The sequence below is a fragment of the Thermodesulforhabdaceae bacterium genome (assembly GCA_037482015.1).
Classification (GTDB): Bacteria; Desulfobacterota; Syntrophobacteria; order Syntrophobacterales; family Thermodesulforhabdaceae; genus JAOACS01.
The window spans coordinates 340,872-360,681 of the sequence record JBBFKT010000001.1 but is presented as its reverse complement, the minus strand read 5'-3'; the positions used below and the strand labels follow the sequence as shown (position 1 = coordinate 360,681).

21 protein-coding genes and 1 tRNA gene are annotated in these 19,810 nt (G+C 43.8%); 12 read left to right on the top strand and 10 right to left on the bottom strand.

The genetic code is table 11. From position 1 onward, the window contains the following. The first annotated feature begins 10 nt into the window (after nucleotides 1–10). A complete protein-coding gene (locus tag WHS38_01645; protein ID MEJ5299673.1) occupies nucleotides 11–553 on the top strand; it encodes a cob(I)yrinic acid a,c-diamide adenosyltransferase in 543 nt (180 codons plus the stop codon). On the opposite strand, the gene sfsA is transcribed toward WHS38_01645, so the two are convergent. From sfsA to WHS38_01610, 7 genes are all read right to left on the bottom strand, one after another. Further along, nucleotides 510–1,652 carry a DNA/RNA nuclease SfsA gene (gene sfsA / locus WHS38_01640; GenBank protein MEJ5299672.1) on the bottom strand — a complete coding sequence of 381 codons (1,143 nt, stop codon included), beginning with the start codon at nucleotides 1,650–1,652 and terminating at the stop codon, nucleotides 510–512. The two genes, WHS38_01645 and sfsA, sit on opposite strands and share 44 nt — an antisense overlap. 864 nt (nucleotides 1,653–2,516) lie before the next feature. Then, entirely contained in the window at nucleotides 2,517–3,227 is a 711-nt protein-coding gene (locus WHS38_01635; protein MEJ5299671.1) for a succinate dehydrogenase iron-sulfur subunit, read from the bottom strand. Between the two features lie 32 nt (nucleotides 3,228–3,259). After that, nucleotides 3,260–5,041 (bottom strand): succinate dehydrogenase flavoprotein subunit, encoded by a 1,782-nt coding sequence (sdhA, locus tag WHS38_01630; GenBank protein ID MEJ5299670.1) that lies wholly within the window; start codon nucleotides 5,039–5,041, stop codon nucleotides 3,260–3,262. Nucleotides 5,042–5,066: 25 nt separating this feature from the next. Beyond that, nucleotides 5,067–5,420, bottom strand: coding sequence for a succinate dehydrogenase, hydrophobic membrane anchor protein (gene sdhD / locus WHS38_01625; protein ID MEJ5299669.1), 354 nt, complete (start codon nucleotides 5,418–5,420; stop codon nucleotides 5,067–5,069). A gap of 18 nt (nucleotides 5,421–5,438) precedes the next feature. Continuing rightward, nucleotides 5,439–5,831, bottom strand: a complete 393-nt coding sequence (gene sdhC, locus WHS38_01620) for a succinate dehydrogenase, cytochrome b556 subunit (protein ID MEJ5299668.1) — start codon at nucleotides 5,829–5,831, stop codon at nucleotides 5,439–5,441. 83 nt (nucleotides 5,832–5,914) lie between these two features. Next, nucleotides 5,915–6,472 carry a Fe-S-containing hydro-lyase gene (locus WHS38_01615; protein ID MEJ5299667.1) on the bottom strand — a complete coding sequence of 186 codons (558 nt, stop codon included), beginning with the start codon at nucleotides 6,470–6,472 and terminating at the stop codon, nucleotides 5,915–5,917. Between the two features lie 13 nt (nucleotides 6,473–6,485). After that, nucleotides 6,486–7,325 carry a fumarate hydratase gene (locus WHS38_01610; GenBank protein MEJ5299666.1) on the bottom strand — a complete coding sequence of 280 codons (840 nt, stop codon included), beginning with the start codon at nucleotides 7,323–7,325 and terminating at the stop codon, nucleotides 6,486–6,488. A gap of 214 nt (nucleotides 7,326–7,539) precedes the next feature. Between WHS38_01610 and cbiE the strand changes: the two genes are divergently transcribed. Continuing rightward, nucleotides 7,540–8,784 carry a precorrin-6y C5,15-methyltransferase (decarboxylating) subunit CbiE gene (gene cbiE / locus WHS38_01605; protein ID MEJ5299665.1) on the top strand — a complete coding sequence of 415 codons (1,245 nt, stop codon included), beginning with the start codon at nucleotides 7,540–7,542 and terminating at the stop codon, nucleotides 8,782–8,784. Nucleotides 8,785–8,904: 120 nt separating this feature from the next. On the opposite strand, the gene WHS38_01600 is transcribed toward cbiE, so the two are convergent. Both WHS38_01600 and murJ read right to left on the bottom strand, forming a co-directional pair. Further along, nucleotides 8,905–9,531, bottom strand: a complete 627-nt coding sequence (locus WHS38_01600) for a PilZ domain-containing protein (GenBank protein ID MEJ5299664.1) — start codon at nucleotides 9,529–9,531, stop codon at nucleotides 8,905–8,907. Between the two features lie 4 nt (nucleotides 9,532–9,535). Continuing rightward, nucleotides 9,536–11,116 (bottom strand): murein biosynthesis integral membrane protein MurJ, encoded by a 1,581-nt coding sequence (gene murJ, locus WHS38_01595; protein MEJ5299663.1) that lies wholly within the window; start codon nucleotides 11,114–11,116, stop codon nucleotides 9,536–9,538. 243 nt (nucleotides 11,117–11,359) lie between these two features. On the opposite strand from murJ, the gene WHS38_01590 reads away from it, so the two are divergent. The 7 genes from WHS38_01590 (at nucleotide 11,360) to WHS38_01560 (ending at nucleotide 16,250) form a co-directional block, all read left to right on the top strand. Then, on the top strand, nucleotides 11,360–11,770 hold the full coding sequence (locus WHS38_01590) for a PaaI family thioesterase (protein ID MEJ5299662.1): 411 nt from the start codon (nucleotides 11,360–11,362) through the stop codon (nucleotides 11,768–11,770). A 408-nt stretch (nucleotides 11,771–12,178) separates the two neighbouring features. Then, nucleotides 12,179–12,255 (top strand) — tRNA-Met (locus WHS38_01585). Nucleotides 12,256–12,400: 145 nt separating this feature from the next. Beyond that, complete coding sequence (locus WHS38_01580) at nucleotides 12,401–12,706, top strand: integration host factor subunit alpha (GenBank protein ID MEJ5299661.1); 306 nt, start codon at nucleotides 12,401–12,403, stop codon at nucleotides 12,704–12,706. Between the two features lie 6 nt (nucleotides 12,707–12,712). Then, nucleotides 12,713–13,864, top strand: a complete 1,152-nt coding sequence (locus tag WHS38_01575) for an ABC transporter permease (GenBank protein ID MEJ5299660.1) — start codon at nucleotides 12,713–12,715, stop codon at nucleotides 13,862–13,864. Beyond that, nucleotides 13,848–14,645 carry an ATP-binding cassette domain-containing protein gene (locus WHS38_01570; GenBank protein ID MEJ5299659.1) on the top strand — a complete coding sequence of 266 codons (798 nt, stop codon included), beginning with the start codon at nucleotides 13,848–13,850 and terminating at the stop codon, nucleotides 14,643–14,645. Before WHS38_01575 ends, WHS38_01570 begins: the two co-directional genes overlap by 17 nt. After that, nucleotides 14,629–15,600, top strand: coding sequence for an MlaD family protein (locus WHS38_01565; GenBank protein MEJ5299658.1), 972 nt, complete (start codon nucleotides 14,629–14,631; stop codon nucleotides 15,598–15,600). Before WHS38_01570 ends, WHS38_01565 begins: the two co-directional genes overlap by 17 nt. Beyond that, nucleotides 15,597–16,250, top strand: coding sequence for a hypothetical protein (locus WHS38_01560; protein ID MEJ5299657.1), 654 nt, complete (start codon nucleotides 15,597–15,599; stop codon nucleotides 16,248–16,250). The genes WHS38_01565 and WHS38_01560 overlap by 4 nt, the downstream gene beginning before the upstream one ends. Here the strand turns inward: WHS38_01560 and dnaA are convergent. Then, nucleotides 16,234–17,661, bottom strand: a complete 1,428-nt coding sequence (gene dnaA, locus WHS38_01555; GenBank protein MEJ5299656.1) for a chromosomal replication initiator protein DnaA — start codon at nucleotides 17,659–17,661, stop codon at nucleotides 16,234–16,236. The two genes, WHS38_01560 and dnaA, sit on opposite strands and share 17 nt — an antisense overlap. Nucleotides 17,662–18,324: 663 nt before the next feature. Here dnaA and WHS38_01550 point away from each other — a divergent pair. Genes WHS38_01550 through WHS38_01540 form a run of 3 tightly spaced genes read left to right on the top strand, consistent with a single transcriptional unit; the run spans nucleotide 18,325 to nucleotide 19,810 of the window. Beyond that, complete coding sequence (locus tag WHS38_01550; protein MEJ5299655.1) at nucleotides 18,325–18,885, top strand: Spy/CpxP family protein refolding chaperone; 561 nt, start codon at nucleotides 18,325–18,327, stop codon at nucleotides 18,883–18,885. A gap of 21 nt (nucleotides 18,886–18,906) precedes the next feature. Next, on the top strand, nucleotides 18,907–19,524 hold the full coding sequence (locus WHS38_01545; GenBank protein MEJ5299654.1) for a sigma-70 family RNA polymerase sigma factor: 618 nt from the start codon (nucleotides 18,907–18,909) through the stop codon (nucleotides 19,522–19,524). Next, a complete protein-coding gene (locus tag WHS38_01540) occupies nucleotides 19,508–19,810 on the top strand; it encodes a hypothetical protein (GenBank protein ID MEJ5299653.1) in 303 nt (100 codons plus the stop codon). The genes WHS38_01545 and WHS38_01540 overlap by 17 nt, the downstream gene beginning before the upstream one ends.

Genomic DNA, 19,810 nt, shown 5'->3' with positions numbered 1-19,810 from the left:
GAATCTAATAATGGCTACAGAGCCGGTTAAACAGATTTTCGTTTTTTCCAAAAAAGGCGATAGTGGAACAACGAGTCTTCTTTCAGGCGAGAGAATTTCAAAGGCAAATCTTCGCCCGGAAGCTTATGGAACTCTAGACGAAGCCAGTTCCATGGTAGGGGTTGTTAAAGCCCTGACTCGTAGCTCTTTTGTTAAAGAAATGCTAGATACAATACAATCCGATCTAGTAATACTGGGAGCAGAGCTGGCATCAACTCAACAGGATCCACCATACAAAATCTCTGCAGAAGCAATCGAGCGCATCGAAAAATGGATAAGGGATCTTCAACTGGAAGTTCCTTTGCCTAGAGAATTCGTTCACCCAGGAGCCACACTGGTAGGAGCAGTAACAGATGTCGCCAGAACTATAGTAAGGCGCGCCGAAAGACGAATGGCGGCTATAAAGGACGAAGGGGAACAAATCAGGCAGGAAGCTCTATCTTATATTAACCGGCTTGCCGATTTTCTGTTTACTTTAGCGCGTTATCTGGATGCCACGGAAAAAGCCGATTGATACGAAAATCAACAAGAAGCTTGATAAAGGATTCGCGATATAGCGGATTTGATATCATCCAGAAAAGATGCCCCGGGCAGTTACAATCTGATGAGCCAAAACGGCTAACGGTTGAGTCTGCGATAGAACAAAGCCTTTTGGCTATCAGGCATTCCAGCCGTTCGGAAGATTCAATCCGAAGAGGTGTCAGCTTTTTCAAAAAAGGTGTCAACATATCAATATGCCAGTGAAGGGATTTTTTCCGACGTAGATGGCGATTTATTCTTTGGGAAAGAGAATTCATGGCAGAACCAACATAAACATAAAAGCCTTTCCTGAAAAAGCGTTCTCCAATGCTTCCCACGGATAGTGTGAGATTTTCCGGAAGAAATCCCAAAAGCAGGTAGCTTCCCCTATCGCGGGCTTCTTTCTCATAAACCGGCCAGGCGATATTTAGATCTTTAACAAACCAGGGTTGCAGATCATCATCCCACCTGATTGAAATCGCCTTTAGCATAAGGGTATGACGATTTTCATAAAGAGTTCGTGAAAAGGCTGGATCGGTGTGAAAATCGGGCAAAAAATCATCCACATGAGGAGCATGAACCATAAAAAGCACTCCAGCTTTTACGTTGGAATCCGCCAGCGTAACGCCGGCTAATTTCTCAATATGCTTTTTACCCCGATCTGTTACCGCATCAGGGAACATAGCAATACGGTCGCCAAACAAAGTGCATGATTTAACTTCCAGTAAAAGCTTTACTCCTGCGGGATTTTCCATCAGGAAGTCGATCCTTCCACCCTTTATTGGAACTTCTCTGGATTTGATAACAAATTTTTCCAGCCCCGGAATAATACCTTTACGTAAAAACAATTCAGCTACGTCGTTGGTGTAATGAGTATGCAAGAGAACAGGGGATCCATAGCGCCTTGCTGCCCAAACGGTGAATTGATGCTTTCCGGTTCCAGCGCTCTCTTTCAGGTATAGTTCTTTACCAGGAAGAAGAATCTCCCAGAGTCTCCCGGGATTTGGAAGATAGGCTTCAAGGATTCTTCCGTCCACAAGACATTCCACTTCAAAACGGTTGATTCGCCTTATAAAGACCGCTCTATAGAACATTAGAATTAGCTCCCGTAACCGAGAGTGTGTTCAACCGACCGGTCGCCCTTACCAAACTCCCTCCCCGTTGACAGGGATGATCTAGGTAGAGGCTGCTCCTGCCAACATAAGGCCGTTGAGCACCGCACTTTTATAATTACCGGCTCGAGTAACTTGCTATTTAACCCAGCCTGTGTTCGCATAGGGCACGGAAGTACTAACCCCCCTAAATCCTCCCGTCAACGGGGGACTTCTTCTCCCTCCCCGTTGACGGGGAGGGTTGGGGTGGGGTCCGGTTCCTGTCTATAGGTTCGCAACACTCAAAAAAAGACCGCAAGAACGCCCTCCCTCCCTAGACGGTGTTAAAATATTGGGAGGGTCGCCGTCCTCGGCGACCAAAGTAAGAAGAAAAGTTTTCCACCCTTATGAGGGTGTTTTAAAAAACTCCGTAATAATTTGTGGGGGCAACCCATACGTTGTCCCACAGTTATGTGGTGAATCATATATTGAGGTTGTTTTTTAGCCACCTGAGTCTGGGAAGATTTTCCAAGCTGAATTTTGTCATTCAAGGCATCATCGTAGGGGCAACCCCTTGTGGTTGCCCCATAATAGGGCAGGCACAAGGCCTGCCCCTACAGACTACAGACTTCATCCTCCCCCTGTGAGGTTGTTTTACATGTAGGGGCAACCGGCCGGTCGCCCCTACAATATCCCCAACCAATATCGTAAAATGGCCGGTGCTACGAACACATCACCCACTTTTTAGAACACCCTCTCCACCCTTATTGACGTTTTTTAGAACACGCTCAACAATGGGAAAGTTAAAAAAACGGATCGCCTGGAGCAAATAACTTCCCAGGCGATCCGCAGAAAAGGCTTAAAAGGTTAGAACTTTCTCTGGACTATCGTCTTTTTCAAGTTAGCTATAGCCTCTGTAGGATTGAGTTGCTTTGGGCAGGCTTCAATGCAATTCAAAATTGTGTGACAACGCCAAACGCCGTGGCGATCGTTCACAGTTTCAAGTCGCTCATCGGCTCCTTCGTCGCGAGAATCTGCGATGAACCGCCATGCCTTGAGAAGTGCCGCAGGACCAAGGTAATCCGGATCAGCCCAAAAGCTCGGGCAAGACGTGCTACAGCAAGCGCAAAGGATACATTCATAAAGCCCGTCAAGTTTTTTTCGCTCTTCCGGAGTTTGTAACCGTTCTCGATCGCTGGGAGGAGGTGTTTTAGTGATCAAGTAAGGCCTTACAATGTAATACTTGTTAAAGAAATCAGTAAAATCGACCACCAAATCTTTAATTACGGGAAGGGAAGGAAGTGGCTGGATCACAATAGGAGGCTTTAGATCCTCAATGTGGGTTATGCAACCCAGCATGTTAACACCGTTAATATTAATTCCGTCAGATCCACAGACTCCCTCACGACAAGAACGCCGATAAGCAAGAGTTCCGTCCTGTTCCCAACGAATTTGGTTCAGGCCATCCAATACCATCATGCCGGGACGGCGGATTTCTACTTCATAGTCCCTGTAATAAGGCTTTTTATCCTTCTCAGGATCGTATCGAAAAATAGTAAATGTCACTTTCTTTGCCATCGATACACCCCTTCTTTGTGTCATTTTGAGTATCAATAGACCCGTTCTGCAGGCATAATTGTTTCAACAGTGAGCGGTTTAAGCCGAACGGGTTTGTAGTCAAGCCGAATAGAACCATCTTCTTCAAGGTAAGCAAGAGTATGCTTTAACCAATTTACATCGTCACGCTTGGGATAATCATCACGGTAATGAGCGCCTCGACTTTCTGTGCGAGCCAGGGCCCCTTCAACAATCGCCTTTGAATATTCCAGCATGTTTTCCAGTTCCAGAGTTTCCACAAGATCCAGGTTATAAACCTTGCTTTTGTCATCTATTCCCACATTTTTGAAGCGCTTAATAAGCGTATCAATTATGGCTTTTTGCTTGGTAAGAGTTTCCTCCGTGCGGAAAACCCCACAGTTTGCATCCATTGATTCTTTAAGTTCTTCCCAGATGGGTCCCATGCGCTCTTTTCCATCCGAATTGAACAGCTTGATGACTCTATCTATACCGTTTTTACCTGGATTTTCAGGAAGAGGAACATGTTCCGGAAGGGACTCGGCAAATTCTGCCATTTTTTGTCCCCCAACTTTTCCAAAGACCATAATATCAAGCAGTGAATTGGATCCGAGGCGATTGGCTCCATGCACAGAAACACAGGCACATTCCCCGGCGGCGTAAAATCCCTTAACAGGGGTTTCAGGGGTTTCCATGTTCTCAATTACTACCTCGGCGTAATAGTTAGTAGGAATGCCACCCATGCAGTAATGACAGGTTGGAACGACCGGGATAGGCTCCTTTGTGCAGTCAATACCGGCAAAGACATAAGTCAGCTCCCAAATGCCCGGAAGCCTTTCATTAATAACGTCAGCGCCGATATGATCGAGCTTGAGAAGGACATAGTCTCCCCTGGGTCCACAACCTCGTCCGTTTCTGATCTCTTCAGCGATAGCACGTGAGACGACGTCTCTAGAAGCAAGATCCATAACTCTGGGAGCGTAGCGTTTCATGAACCGCTCACCCTCTTTGTTTACAAGATAGCCACCTTCGCCACGTGCACCTTCTGTTATTAGGTTACCAACGCCATAAATGCCTGTGGGATGAAATTGAACAAATTCGAGATCTTCCACGGGAAGGCCAATCCGGAGCGTCATGCCAAGGCCATCACCTGTGCAAATGTGGGCATTCGATGTGGTCTTGTAGCACCGCCCATAACCGCCCGTAGCAAGCATTACTGCTTTGGCATGGAAAATGTGGAAACCACCGTTTACAATATCCCACGCCAAAACGCCTACCACGTGATCTTCGTTCTTGATCAAATCGATGGCAAAAAATTCATTGTAAAAAATCACCTGATTTTTTACGCACTGTTCAAAAAGCGTGTGCAGCATGGCATGACCTGTCCGGTCTGCCGCAGCGCATGTTCTCTGTATAGCATCTTTACCAAATTCCTTGGTATGACCGCCAAACCGTCGCTGGAAAATTTTTCCATTTTCAATTCGGCTAAAGGGCATACCCATATGTTCAAGTTCGATAACGATTTCCGGAGCCATACGGCACATGAATTCTATGGCATCCTGGTCTCCAAGGTAGTCACTTCCCTTTACGGTATCAAACATATGCCAGCGCCAATCATCAGGTTCCATGTTACTAAGAGATGCGGCAATGCCTCCCTGAGCAGAAACAGTATGCGATCGGGTAGGAAAAACTTGGCTGATTACAGCGGTATTTACCACCTTGGATGCTTCAAGCGCTGCCCTGAGACCCGCTCCACCTGCTCCTACAATCACCACATCGTGTTTATGAATAATTACATCGGGCATGTTGTTTCCCATGGTTCTTTTCAAACCTCCTTTAGCCTCACAGGCTGATAATGGTCAAAAACCCCATTACGAAGAAAATAATAGCCACTACCCACAATGTTCCTATAAGAAGGCTCCTTAAAGTTGGAGCATGAACGTAGTCGTCTATAATCATCTTGAAACCGTTAAGAGCATGATAAATAGCGAAGACGAGAAAAGCTATATCGAAAGTCTTCCAGATAGGTGAAGAAAGCCTGGCCATAACTTTTGCGTAGTTAAGTGGAGGCTCGGTAAGAAAATGTAGCACCACAAAGTGGACAAACAGCCCAATTACCAAGGCAATTCCAGAAATTCTCTGGAAATACCAGTCAAAGGCTCCAGAACGTCCAGACCCCTGATATTTTCCAAGCATTACTTAATCCCTCCTTTCCTAATGCCCAAATAGCACAGCCTTAACCATAGGAATCGCCCCGATAGCCATAAGCACGAGTGAAACTGCAAAGGTCACATAGGTAGCTTTGCGGAAGAGATCTCTTCGAGCGAGGTTCCCATAGTCCATGAAAAATACTCTCAAGCCATTCACAGCATGATAGACAACTGTTCCCACAAGCCCGATCTCGAGCAAGTGGAAAAAGGGCGAATTTACAACCGCCATCACACTATTAAAGGATTCTTCTCCTTTAGCTATATGATGGATCACCCAGATGTGAAGGAAGAGGTAAAGACCAAGAAGCACTCCCGTTACACGGTGAAGAATCCAGGCTATATAACCTGGATGAAGTCGGTAACGCACTTTCGGTTGAAATACAACCTTCTTTTTCATTAACGCCCTCCTTCTTCCAAAGAATATTTAAAACGCAAAATAAACATTAAGGGATTGTGATCCCTTACAGCACAAACAAAACGCTAAGAAAGCGCATATCGTTTTACTCCATCTTCGTAAAGATCCCCACCGTAGATATCATTAGCAACAACAATGGGAAGATCTTTTACTTCGAGGCGCCTTATTGCTTCAGGGCCAAGTTCAGGATAGGCTATAACTTCAGCAGAAAGGATAGATTGAGACATCAAAGCACCTGCTCCTCCAATGGCTGCAAAATAAACTGCTCCGTATTTTTTCATGGCTTCTTTAACTTCAGCATTGCGAGCCCCTTTCCCGATCATTCCCTTCAGTCCATTTGCAATAAGCTCTGGAGCATAAGGATCCATACGATAGCTTGTTGTAGGTCCAGCCGCTCCTATAGGTCTTCCCGGTGGAGCCGGAGATGGTCCCATATAGTAGATAACCTGCCCTTGAAGATCAAAAGGAAGGGGCTTTCCTTCCTTAATTAGCGCAACAAGTCTCTTGTGAGCAGCATCTCGGGCAGAATAGATCACGCCACTAAGAAGCACTCTATCACCAATTCTAAGGCGCTTTACATCATCGTCGGTAAGAGGTGTTGTCAGTCGTATCGGTTCTGACATGGTAAACTCCTTATTAAAGTTCCACTTCTTTATGCCTTGCAGCATGACACTGTATGTTAACCGCCACAGGAAGGCTAGCAATGTGACAGGGCATCATATTAATGTGGACAGCAAGGGAAGTGATGCGTCCTCCCAGTCCTTGAGGACCAATGCCCAGGCGGTTAATCCGTTCAAGCCAATCTTCTTCAAGGGCTCTAAGTTCTTCGTCTGGATTCTGTGATCCAAGAGGCCTTAAAAGAGCTCTCTTGGCGAGAATTGCTGCCTGTTCTATAGTTCCTCCTATCCCCACCCCCACGATGGTAGGAGGACAGGGATTAGGCCCTGATTCTTTAACTCTCTGAATAACAAAATCTCTAACGCCTTCAATACCCACAGCCGGCGTAAGCATTGTTACACGACTCATGTTTTCGCTTCCGCCACCTTTGGGAGCAAAAATGATTTTCAACCTGTCTCCCGGCACGATATCGAAATGAATGACAGGTGGAGTATTATCTCCCGTGTTTTTTCTGGTTATGCAGTGGCAGATGGATTTTCTAAGATAACCTTCCTGATATCCACGCCTTACGCCTTCTTCAATCGCTTCCCTTAAAGATCCGCCGACTATATGAACATCCTGCCCAATTTCCACGAAAACTACGGCAAAACCCGTGTCTTGACACATCGGAATCCTTTGTTCTCGAGCAATCCGAGCGTTTTCTATAAGGCGCTTGAGAATGTCTCGACCGGTGGGAGATTCCTCCCGATCTAACGCTCGCTCAAAAGCTGTAATAACATCATCGCCAAGTTCAATATTCGCCCTGATGGCGAGATCCCGGACAGCATCCACAATCTTTTCTACATGAACATCCCGCATTTTCAGGCTCCTTCTTAAACCTTCTTCCTTTAATATCTTTCCCATTAGCTACCAAAACTTTTATACCACCCATTATAACTATGTCAAACTACTTTCAATCTAACTGAATCAAAAAGGCTGTTGCAGGAAAACACAACACAATGATACTGATTTTTGATGAAAACCCCCTGCTGGTAGGAAACACCTTACATTAACCTGTAAAGGAGCATCTCTCATGAAAACAGTTTCGCCCGAAGATTGGGCTTCTCCGCTAGTGGTTATTGTCGGAACGGGCATGATCGGTGAGATCTTCCAGATCCCACAAGAATTAGAAAACTGGCTGAAGCAAGCCGATGTGATTGTTTGTGGAGAATCTTTCTTAAAGGCGGTAGGCCGATTTGATTGCGAGAAGATTATTATACGATCTCCTTTGGAGCCCGTTATAGAGCGAATCAAGGAAATATCACAGATTAAGAAAGTGCTTATCATGGCATCCGGCGATCCGCTTTTTTACGGTATAGGACGCCAGATTGGCGAAACACTTGGAAGAAGTCAAATCATGGTGGTCCCTGGCATTACATCTCTACAATACCTGTTTTCAAAACTCGCTCTTCCCTGGGATGATGTGTTGCCTTTCAGCTTGCATAAAGAAGATCGGCGAGACTTTTTCTACTGGCTTAGACTCGGTCGAAAGATCGCTATCCTTACAAGTCCAGCTCGATCCCCTTCTTTCATAGCTGAACTGCTTGAATATCACAGGATGGGCGAAATGGTGGAGATGGTTATTGGAGAAAATTTGGGCACACATAAAGAAAAAATCACTACATTAATCCCAGCAGAAGCTACATCAAAACACTGGGAATCTCCCAACATTGTGGCGATACTACCTAGATGCATAGCGGAAAAAACCGGTGGATTTTTGATAGAAGATGAATTTCTTCATGATCGAGGCATGATAACAAAGCAGGAAGTGCGAGCTCTTGCCGTGTCTGCTCTAAGGCTTCGCCCCGGAGATGTATTGTGGGATATAGGGGCTGGAAGCGGATCGGTTTCCATCGAAGCCTGCTATAGAGTTCCTTTGCGAGCAGTTCACTCTGTTGAAAAGAATCCCCATCGGTTTGAACAACTAAAGGCAAACATTAGGAATTTTCACTGTGGAGAGATAATACCTTATCTGGGGAATATCCTTGAATTCGTTGACAAACTGCCACCACCTGATCGCATCTTTATAGGCGGAGCAGGCAAAGATCTGGGGCTTATATTAGAAGCCATCATAAAACGTTTTGGAAAAGACGGCATGCCACTCATCCTGATTTCAGCAGTGCTCTGGCATTCTGTAAGTGAAGCTCTTCAAGTTGCACAAAATTATGGGTTCAGAACTAATTTGGTTCAAGCTCAGATCGCCCGAAGCGTTCCTCTTGCAGAATCCTTTCGTTTTGAGCCTCTAACTCCAGTTTTTTTAATTACTTTAGAACCCTGACCCCAGTTAAACCTGAGATCGTTCGAAAACTTCTCTTACGAGATTAATTGTAATGGCGACGCATGCGTCGCTCTATTGCCAGGGCAACCCTGCAAGGAAAAAATTTTTGAACACTCCCAATTAAACCTTAAAGTATTGGCAAAACTGGCAAAATGAGTTGATTTTAGAAAGTTCGGACTCCGGCCCTTTAAACTGAATTCCCAGCTCACTACGTTTTTTGAGTCTATCGTGAAGGATATTTCTAACAACACCTTCGATTTCTTTAATTAATCGATCATCCGGTAAACTAAAGGAAAGCACAATACGGTCATTTATTCCGGCAAAAACAATCGAGTCAGCTACAAGTCTGCATCCTCCTTCACTTATATCAACTACGGTTCCGCTGAAAACATCTGGCTTAAAGCCAATTTTAAATTTGGTTTCTAGATTTACTTTTATTCTTACGTGACGTCTTAAAGATTCAACCTGAAAATGCGAAGGATATTCCAAGAGGCAGAGACCCTCTCCAAGAGATTTTCGAATTACGCTTTCGAAGCGATAAACCTCCCCTTCGTGGAAAAACCAGCATAGTACAGCTTGTCCAATAAGAGCTACAATTCTGTCACTGATTTTAATTACCGGTTCCTCGATGATAATGTAGCTTCCGTGTTTTGCTCCTATAATACGGCTTTTGGCCTTATGGGGCATATTTTCGCCTAGAGGACGAAGAGTCAGTTCCTGTTCGATTTCAATGGGAAGTTTTTTCATCTCTTTATCTCCGAATTCCAATACGCCCTTTAGTTAATCGAGAAACAAGCCAAAACATTTCGTTTTTGAAAAGCACCATAGCACATCCAAACCACACCATACAAAAAAATATTCCCGTAGCCAGACCAGTAATTAAATAGTCAAAAAGTGAAAAACCAAAGGAGAAAAAGTTCTTTAGAAGATCAGAGAATTTTGAGCTTAATACAAACGCTATTCCTCCTGCAACGATGTATTTGAAAAAGTCTCTAGCAAGTCCTTCAAAGGTTTCTTTTCCATTCCACCGCCGCATCCACCAGAAGATAAGTGCCACAGAATAAAGCAAAAAACCGATAACGCTAGCGCCAACAACGCCTTCACCGCCAAGATATCTACTCCCAGCAAAAAACATAGGTAACGCTATAATCGTTGTAATGGTTCCTATAACAACGGGTGATAACGTATCTCCTGCGACATAAAAACCCCTTCCAAGAATTTGTTGAAAAGCCCACAAAGGCACGGCTGTGAGATAAAGTTGAAGAAGGCGAGCTGTTTTTACGGTGTCGGATAGTTCAAACTTGCCCTGCTGGAATATCAATCCCACGGCTGGTTCAGCAACGGCTGCCATCCCAAAGGCAAGAGGGATAATAATCAGCATGGTATTTTTAATGGCTTCTCTTATGGTTTGAAAAAATTCCTTCATTTTTTTCTGAGCAAGAAGTTCCGCCATAAAGGGATAGGACGCCACAGCAACGGCCTGACCTACAATGCCAACAGGCACCATCATAAGACGCCTTGCGTAATTTATGTGACTTATAGTGCCGGAACCAGCGAAAGAACCGAAGACCCTAACTAGCTGTTCATCGAGAACCACTATGGACTGCCCGACCATGAGAGGAACAGCCGTTACGATAAAACGCTTCATTTCTCGATGCCACAAGCGAAAGGATAGGTTCATGCTGCTATTCTTTCCATATTTTGCAGCCAAAAAAGGCAAGAGAAAATTCCCACCGAAAGCTCCCACAAGCACGCCCCAGCAAAAACCTTCAATACCATGGTGTCTTAGAAAAATTCCCAGTATGATAATGCCCCCGTTGTAAATAAGCGGCGAAAGAGATGGCACAACAAACTGCTTTCTTAGATAAAGAACAGCAGAGAAACATGAACCCACGAGAAAACAAATTTGAGCCGGGAGGATGATGCGAACAAAACGAGTAAGCCTGTAAAGATCGTTGGAGCCAAAACCAGGCGCAACGTAAGGTACAATTTGGTCAGCAAAAATTTCTCCTAAAATAGTGAGAATAGTAATGGCGGAAAAAACCCAGAAAAGGGCAGCCGAAAAAAAATTCCATCCATCCCTTTCGTCTTCCTGGAAAAGCCTGCTAAGGATAGGAATCAGAGTAATCGAAAAGTAGGCTCCAGCAAGCAGGTAATTGATGAAATCCGGGATTACGAAGGCAGCAAAGTAAAGATCGGAATCGATTGAAGCCCCAAACCAGTAAGAAATAACTTTGTCCCGAACAAGACCCATAAACCGAGAAATAAGAACACTGGTGCCGACAATTACCGCAGCAAGCCCCATACCTTGAGATTTAGACCATAATCTCACTTATCCGCTATCTCCTTTTCATGCTAGCCAATCACTTTTGTTCTGTGAGCATAATTCCCAACATGTCTCTACTATGTTTGCCACCAGGAGCTAAATATCTCAATCGATAAAAAGAAATCTCGGATGGCTAGCTTAAAATTTTTAATCCAATTCCCTGACTTGCCCATATTTGTTTGACTGTAAGAAGATTTCATTCTAGAAACCAAAGCTGACAGCAAAACTTCTGACGAGAAGGAATGCGCTATGACAAAGGCTGTCATTGAAGAAAGGATGTCTCGAATCCCAGCGGCGGCTTTTTTGGGAATGAAACTTGTAGAAATATCCGAAGGATTAGCCGTTTTGGAATTGCCGTTTAGACCCGAATTTTGTAACTCCCTTGGGAATATTCAAGGCGGTTTTGTAACGGCTCTTGCCGATGCCGCAGGTGGAGTAGCTCTTTATACTTTGCATCCCCCTAAACATGCCGCTCCCACCATTTCCTTAAACATTAACTTCCTGGAACCAGCTCGCAACACTTTGCGCGCTCATGGGCGAGTTTTACGATGCGGATCAAGCGTCGGGACTTCTTTTATTGAAGTTTTCGACTCTAACGAATCTCTTGTGGCTGTCGCTCTAGCTTCTTACAGAATTTTCACATCTAAAAAGGCGATTTAATCAGTTCCCGGGAAGTATTTGGATTGAGTGAAAAGCATCCATAGCGTTTTTACCCTTCTCAAACCCCTATTGCTATCTCTGAGCTTGTTCTAAGAAATAGATCGGTAAGTGTGAAAAATTTTTTCTCCTACTTTGGTCACCGAGGATGGGGGGTGATTCTCTATGTATCGGTCGCCGATGACGGCGACCCTCCCAAATATTTTACTGCAGTCTCGGGAGGAACGGCGTCTTCGCCGTCCTGCGAGCCGATGGACAGAAACCGGACCCCTCCCCGGCCCTCCCCGTCAACGGGGAGGGGGTGCGGAGTTGTAGGGGCGACTGGCAGGTCGCCCCTACACTTTTCAAAACACCCTCTCTTTGCTCTCTTGACATGAACTTAAATTTTGTTTAATCAGATAAGCACCAGGTGGCGGTGTAGCTCAGTTGGTCAGAGCATGCGGCTCATATCCGCAGTGTCCGGGGTTCGAAGCCCTGCACCGCCACCAGCTAATTGGAAATAATCCCACGAAGGGAGCTTTCCGTAAAGGAAAGCTTTTTTCATTTAAGGCGTTGTTTTTATTTGCAAACTAAATTCCTTTCTGATAGTTTCAGGTGGGGGGATTAGGAGAAGAAACAGGAGGAGGTTCGCCGATGACAGTAACCAAGGCTCACATAGTAGAGCGGCTTTACGCTAAGCTTCAACAATACCCTAAGATCACAAAAGGCGATTGTGCTCGCTTTGTGGAAACCATTTTTGAGCTCATGAAAGAAGGACTCGCAAAAGGCGAAGATGTTCTGATTAGTGGATTTGGGAAGTTTTGTGTAAGAACTAAAAATGAGCGGAGAGGACGCAATCCCCAGACAGGCGAGTCCATCATGCTCTCACCGAGAAAAGTGATAACATTTCGATGTTCAGGTGTTCTGAAAAAACGGATGAATCACTACAGGGGGCGGTAAGCCCAATTGTTAGCAAAAACACAGACATCTATCCCCGAAATTTTAGAAATAGAGGGAATTTTATCCTACCGATTTCGAGATATTCCCCCACAGTCAGTTTTTGTAGATCTTATCAAAAATCTAGAAAATAAAATTAAAAGTCGTTCTGTCAGCAAAGTGCGTATCCATATTGATGAAGGGATAAACCTTAACACGGTATTTCTCCTTTTTATAAGAAAAATTGAAGAAACATGCCGACATTACAAAGTATCGGTGGAATGTATAATTGGAGGAGAAAAAGACCGTCAATTTGCTGAGATTATTGGCAGATACTGGTTTAACCAAAAAGAAAGGCTCGCAAGTTATCCTTCATCTCATGAGAAAGATCAAGTTATTGTTAAAATTGGCGATTTCGCTATCCAGACTTTGTCACGATGGAGAGAAGTTGGAAATTTTCTGGTCGAACATTTAGCCGCTCTCGTGAAAGCTATTCAACATCCCCGCATTATTCGCTGGCATGAACTTGCTTTCATCGTGGAACATGCTGGATCTCGAGCGATGCCAATTGTTGGTATCATGAGTTTTCTGATCGGATTAGTTACAGCCTTTCAGGCGGCTGTTCAGCTCAGACAGTTTGGAGCAAACATTTTTGTTGCTGATTTGGCAGCTCTTGGTCTTTCTAGAGAACTTTCTCCGCTTATCACGGCTGTGCTCATGGCCGGAAGAACAACCTCTGCCTTCGCTGCTGAAATCGGCATAATGAATATCAATGAAGAACTTGACGCACTAAAAGTTATGAATGTTAACGTGTCTCACTTCCTTATAATCCCTCGCATTGCCGGAGCTCTTTTAGCATCCCCTCTACTTACCGTTTGGTCCTTTTTTACAGGGCTTCTCGGAGCCATGTTTGTTGCCTTCGCAAGCCTTGATGTTACCCCAGCTTCGTTTGTGAGCGAGGCATACGGAATCCTCAGCATGTCTGATCTGTGGGTCGGATTTCTAAAAAGTATTCTCTTTGGGATAATCATTGGCAGTGTTGGATGCTATATGGGACTGAAAACCAGCCATAGCCCTGAAAGTGTGGGAAGACAAACAACAGCAGCAGTGGTGGCGGCTCTATTTTTGATCATTATAGCTGATGCTTTTGTTACGGTTCTGGCTCATGTCTTCAAATGGTAGAAAGCTTCAAGACATCATTTCAGTGCAAGATTTAAGCGTTGGCTACGGCGAGACGTTAATACTTAAAAATGTCACCTTTACAGTAAAAGAAAGCAAGATCGCAGTTATTCTAGGAACAAGCGGTTGTGGTAAAAGCACGCTTCTTAAAGCTCTAATCGGTTTAATTCCTCCCCGGACCGGAACAATAACCATACTGGGAGAAGAAGTAACAAAAATCGGTTATTCTTCTTCACTACGATCTAAAATGGGAGTGCTCTTCCAATCAAGCGGGCTTCTCGGATCCTTCACCGTGTTTGACAATGTGGCTCTCCCGCTCAGAGAATCAACCAATCTTCCTGAATCGTGGATTGAAGAAATTGTAATGCTGAAGTTAGCTCTGGTGGATCTTGCAGAACACGCCCACAAAATGCCATCTGAGTTAAGCGGCGGTATGAAAAAGCGAGCGGGACTTGCCAGAGCTATGGTGCTGGATCCTCCTCTGCTCTTCTGCGACGAACCGGGGGCAGGGTTAGATCCCGTAACAGCAACTGGACTGGACGAACTCTTCCTTAAACTCAGAGATCTTTTAGGGATTACACTTGTTGTTGTAACTCATGAACTGCTTAGCATTGAACGAATCGCCGATCAGTGTATCATGCTTGATCGATCCGTAAAAGGAATCGTCGCTCAGGGCACATTGGAAGAAATGAAAGCATCGGAACAGGAGTTAGTCCGAAGCTTTTTTGAGAGATCATCAAGATCAATCCATAAAGGAGAACCAAAAAGTGCCAAGAAAAGTTAAAGCCTTTTACGTCGGGCTTTTTCTGATCATTACGATTTTTCTGGGTCTAGCGGTTACATTCTGGGTTGGACTATCACAGCTTTTTGAAAAAAATAAACTATATGTTTCCTATTTTTCCGAATCAGTAAAGGGACTTCAAAAAGATGCTGTGGTGAACTACCTTGGGGTTCCTGTCGGAAGAGTAAAAAAAATCGGTATTGCCCCAGATGGAAGGCTCATTGAAGTCGTGCTTGCTATTTCAGAAGACTTTATTGTCGATGACACTCTTATTGTAAGGTTAAGGGAACAAGGTATTACGGGGCTTCGATTTCTCGAAATAGACAAAGCCCCACCAGATACGGACAAACTCACCCCACAGATTGCTTTCACTACACCCTACCCCATCATCCGCTCCTACCCGTCGGAAATGCAAGCCATAAAAGATGCTCTCGAGAGACTCTACGGAAAAATAGTCTCCATAGACTTCGAGGGCATCGCCAGAACATGGACAGAGACAGCTTCATCAGCTCAAAAAATTCTCTCAAACCCGGAACTTGAAAACTCTATAAAGGCTGTATCTATTTCTGCAAGAAATCTTCAGAGCTTTACAGAAGATCTAAATAAGGCTCTGAAGAAAGAACCTCCTGAAAAACTTCTTCGCTCGGCCGATGAATTTTTCAAAGAAGCAAAGAACACAGCAATGAGCCTGAATACAAAGCTGGCAAATATTGATTGGACAAACCTAAATAAAAGTCTCACGGCCGTGAATGAAAATATAGCAGCAATGCAAAAGACCATTTTAGACCTTGACCAAAATATGACCATAACTCTCGTAGAAACCCAAAAAGTCCTGAGAGAACTTCAAGCAACGGTTGAAGAAATAAAGCGTGAACCGGGAAGGCTTATTGTTAGTCCAGGTCAAAACGATCCGTTTGCTTTTAAGATCAAAGCACAATCATCTGAGAGGGCGAAATGAAAAGAACGTTACTTTTTATCCTGTGTGCCTTGATAATCTGGGGATGTGGAGGATCGATCATACCCAAAGCACCTCCCATAGAATATCATCAATTAAATTATTCCTACCACGGGATTACTCCACTATCCTGTTCAGCAATTCAAGACAAGGTTCTTAAAGTATGGTCATTTCACGCCGCCAGCCCTTTTGACAGCACAGAAATGGTTGTAGAATCAGGCAACTTCCAAGTGTCAGTCTCTAGATCTCACCAATGGATTGATAGACCCGGAACACTTCTTGCCGAATGGATTCGAAAAGATATCGACCGAGACGGTATGTTTTCCGGGGCTTATGAAACTATCGAAACCAGCGGCAAAATGATAGGAATGGAGTTAAGCGGAGTAGTAGAACGCTGGAGCTGGGTAAACACCGAAAAAGGATACTATGCCGTAATGGAAGTTACTATTACAGTATGGCAAAAACAGCCAAAGGCTTCCATTCTTTTTAAGAAGCACTATGAAATGAAAAGCCAGCCAGTATCCACAAACAATCCGGAGGCTTTTGCTCAAAAAATAACAGAACTCACCGAGCAGCTTTCCAAAACCTTTCGTAAAGAACTTTATGAAATACTTGCTAAAGAGTTGTGCCACGGTTCTAAAGCTGAACATTAAAACGAGCAAAGGCACACTGAGCTTTTAGTTTGCCTGCAACATAGTCAATATATTTACGCAACGGATCACTCTGAGAATTAATGTTTTTTTGAACTTCCTTAAGAGCGTGAAGAACGGTGCTATGAGTTCTATTAAAAGCTCGAGCGATGCTCTGAAGAGTTTCTCTTGTATATTCACGACTAAGATAAAGAGCGACCTTTCGAGCCATCATTATTTCCCTTTTTCTGCTTGCAGATAAAAGATCTTCTTTGCGAATGTTGAACGCTTCGCATACCAGATCCTGAATTAGAGAAATGCTCACAAGTGGCAGATTGCCCTGGACCGTAGCCACCACGTCCTTAGCCAGTTCCATGGTGATGGGGACACCAAGAATATTGCTTTTAGCAATTATACCCACGAGAGAACTTTCAAGTCTTCTTACATCGCCTTCAATGTATTCTGCCAAAAATTCCAAGACCTTGATAGGAATTTTAGCTCGTTCTTTGGTTGCTTTCTTTTTAAGAATGTTCAGTCTCGTTTCAAAATCGGGATAATCAATAGGAGTAATAAAAGCTCCAGAAAAACGTGATTTAAGTTCAGTGTGTAGGCGGGATATATCACGTGGAAGTTTAGATGAAGTGCAGATGATCTTTTTGCCGCGATCCATTAGTTCATCCAGAGTGTAGATAAGCTCAGACTGTATCTTTTCCTTGCCACCGAAAAATTCTACTCGTTCCAAAAGCAAGATGTCGCAGTTGGAACGATACTTCTCCTTAAAAGCCTCCATACGATCCTGTTTAAGAGCCGATATCATCTCATTAGCGAATTGCTCTGCGGTTGTGTAGTAAACCTTAACCTGGGGATTGTTCTTAAAAATGTAATTACCGATAGCCTGAGAAAGATGACTTTTTCCAAGACCTGAATCAGCCATTATGTAAAGAGCTTGAAGGCTATAGTATTTCCCCGTTGCCACAGCAAGAGAGGAAGCATAAGCTAGTTGGTTACATTGTCCAGTAACAAAATCGTCGAAGGTAAAACGAGGATTAAAAGGTGAAACCCTTACCGGATATACATCGCCAATGCTCAGTTGTCGTGGGAGTGGTGAAGTTGGTTTGGAAGCAGGCAGCTCTTCTTCGTTTTCGCCCTTATTATTGAGCACATCATTTTTTTTATAGTCATTTACAAGTTGATATCGGATTTTTCTAACCTGGGGAAGAACAGTTTGAATGACACCAAGAATCTTCCTTTCAAGTCGCTCTCTCATCCACTGAACATGAAACTCGTTCTGACAACCAAGAAAAAGAACTTCGCCTTCTGTTCCAAAGTATTCAAGAGGAGCAATCCATAAATCGAATTGCCCTCGCGTAAGAGTCTGCTCGAGCTTTGTTCTGATGTCCTGCCATACACCGGCGTCCAGCACACTTCCTGACACTCGAACACACTCCTTTCTTAGTCCCTACCCTAGCCCCAGCCTACAGGGCACAAAGGTGCTGTGCCCTGCCAACCAAAAATACAGTTACTAAGCACACTAAACTGATTGAGTATCCAAAAGTCACGTGATCGCCTTTTCTAACAATGCAAGAGATCATTATTTCTAATAACCACTCTAGAGAGAACTTTGACTGCCGAGCTAAGAACCTTCTGTCGCCACTAGCCTTATTGTTTTACTTCACGAGCTATCACCATTCTAAATTCCAGCGGTGTTGCTCAGGATTACTACCCCAAAGACTTCTGCTCGGTCAAAAACGATTGAGGGCAACTTTTCGATAATTCCAACTTGGACATCCCCATTCAAAATCATCTAGCGAGTCGGAAAGTTAGAAAAGAGAGAAAGGTAACCCTTCGGTTCAGCACATTTTTTCAAAAAAACGAAAAAGTATCACATAATGAGAAGTTAGCGGATTTCTAAGAAGCAAGATAGGGGTATGATAGCTGTAAATCTCCCCTAAAGGCGTTTTTTCTTAAAAAAACAAATTAAATCGTGAAGTAAGAAGAGATTAAAAACTTAGTAACTTTTTCACGGCTTACCGACTATTAAAACGAATTCGGTGGGTAAAAACCGAACAGATCAAAAAGTGAACAGGAGGATGTAAGGATGAAAACTCTAATGAAAGGACTGATCGTGATCGGATCAGTAATTGCTTTTCTAGGGGTGGCAAGGTATGGATTCAGTGAAGAACAGTCACCAAAACCGGCACCACAGGTCCAAGCTCAGGATCAACAACATCCAATGGTGGAGCCGCATCGTTCAATGATGGGCCCAAAGATGGGTATGGCAGCTCCTCACGGGACAAAGCCCCACAAACTATCTTGCCTGGCGAATTTACAATTTGACGAAAAGCAAAAAACTGAACTGAAAAAGATTTATGAATCTCACAGAGCAGAAATTAACAATCTCTGGTCTGAGCTAGACAACAAATCGGAAGCTCTTCAAAACGCCGTAAAAAGTGGAGACGAACAGACTATCAGGAAAGCCTTTCAGGATGTCAGCAAGGTCAGGGAAAATATGCTAATTCTAAGGTTGTCCATGCTGAAGGAAATCAAAAATTTGCTTTCCGACTCTCAAAAAACCCAGTTTGATAGCTGCATCCAGAAGCGATTTGACAAATTCCATCGAAGATGGGAAGGTGAATTAATGCGTTTCCTAAATGAATAAACCAAAAATATAAAAAGGTGCATGAACGATTTTTCTTCCATATCAGACGAACTGGTAATTGAAAGTGTTCTTGCGGGAGACATTCAAGCTTTTGAAATTCTCGTATTGAAATACCGGGACCATGTGGCGCGAATCCTATCGCGCCACGTCCCCTACCAGGATGTAGAAGACGTGGCTCAGGAAGTTTTCATCAGCGCCTTTTCCAATATCCCCAAAATAAAAGATCCTCAAGCTTTCTCAAGCTGGCTAAGCCGAATCGCTGTAAGGGCATGTGTGAATTACTGGCGGCAAAAAAGTAAACAGAAGGAACAAATACTTTCAGAATTGGGAGACGAACACGCGGATCTCCTGGAACGAAAATTAGTAGGAGCGGCAAATAACTCAGATGACGAGGATATTTCAGAAGAAGAATTCAAAAGACTCCAAGAATTACTCCAGTGGGCAATGGGGCGGCTTAATCCTGTGGATAGAATGGTGGTTGAACTCGTGTATTTTGAAAATCGAAGTCACAGTGAAGTTGCTGATTTAATAGGAGCAACAAGGGGTGGAGTAAAAATTCGTCTTTTTCGAGCAAGAAGGAAACTAAGATCAATGATCGATAAAGAACTAAGGAAGCGAGGTCATGGACAAAAAGTCTGAAGAAAGACTTTTTAGACTTTTAAAGCGCCTGTATAATGCTCAGCAGAACGTTAACTTAAGCGATAAATGGCAAGAAAACCTCATGCGGAAAATTTATGACATAGCAAATACTGCTGATTTCCTGCCATATTCCTGGGGCTTTCCATTCCCAATCAGCAAACGCTTTAGTATTGGTATTGCCTTAGCCTTATTTTCAGGTTTCGTCATGCTTCTTATCGTCCAGCAGCAGCTAAATCTTGATATAGTGGGTTTAGCTTTTGAATTAGAACAGGACATTATTTTGTAA

Coding starts and splice junctions, on each gene's coding strand:
- WHS38_01645 (MEJ5299673.1), top strand. CDS start 11: ATGGCTACAGAGCCGGTTAAACAGATTTTCGTTTTTTCCAAAAAAGGC.
- sfsA (MEJ5299672.1), bottom strand. CDS start 1,652: ATGTTCTATAGAGCGGTCTTTATAAGGCGAATCAACCGTTTTGAAGTG.
- WHS38_01635 (MEJ5299671.1), bottom strand. CDS start 3,227: ATGGCAAAGAAAGTGACATTTACTATTTTTCGATACGATCCTGAGAAG.
- sdhA (MEJ5299670.1), bottom strand. CDS start 5,041: ATGGGAAACAACATGCCCGATGTAATTATTCATAAACACGATGTGGTG.
- sdhD (MEJ5299669.1), bottom strand. CDS start 5,420: ATGCTTGGAAAATATCAGGGGTCTGGACGTTCTGGAGCCTTTGACTGG.
- sdhC (MEJ5299668.1), bottom strand. CDS start 5,831: ATGAAAAAGAAGGTTGTATTTCAACCGAAAGTGCGTTACCGACTTCAT.
- WHS38_01615 (MEJ5299667.1), bottom strand. CDS start 6,472: ATGTCAGAACCGATACGACTGACAACACCTCTTACCGACGATGATGTA.
- WHS38_01610 (MEJ5299666.1), bottom strand. CDS start 7,325: ATGCGGGATGTTCATGTAGAAAAGATTGTGGATGCTGTCCGGGATCTC.
- cbiE (MEJ5299665.1), top strand. CDS start 7,540: ATGAAAACAGTTTCGCCCGAAGATTGGGCTTCTCCGCTAGTGGTTATT.
- WHS38_01600 (MEJ5299664.1), bottom strand. CDS start 9,531: ATGAAAAAACTTCCCATTGAAATCGAACAGGAACTGACTCTTCGTCCT.
- WHS38_01590 (MEJ5299662.1), top strand. CDS start 11,360: ATGACAAAGGCTGTCATTGAAGAAAGGATGTCTCGAATCCCAGCGGCG.
- WHS38_01580 (MEJ5299661.1), top strand. CDS start 12,401: ATGACAGTAACCAAGGCTCACATAGTAGAGCGGCTTTACGCTAAGCTT.
- WHS38_01570 (MEJ5299659.1), top strand. CDS start 13,848: ATGTCTTCAAATGGTAGAAAGCTTCAAGACATCATTTCAGTGCAAGAT.
- WHS38_01560 (MEJ5299657.1), top strand. CDS start 15,597: ATGAAAAGAACGTTACTTTTTATCCTGTGTGCCTTGATAATCTGGGGA.
- WHS38_01550 (MEJ5299655.1), top strand. CDS start 18,325: ATGAAAACTCTAATGAAAGGACTGATCGTGATCGGATCAGTAATTGCT.
- WHS38_01545 (MEJ5299654.1), top strand. CDS start 18,907: ATGAACGATTTTTCTTCCATATCAGACGAACTGGTAATTGAAAGTGTT.
- WHS38_01540 (MEJ5299653.1), top strand. CDS start 19,508: ATGGACAAAAAGTCTGAAGAAAGACTTTTTAGACTTTTAAAGCGCCTG.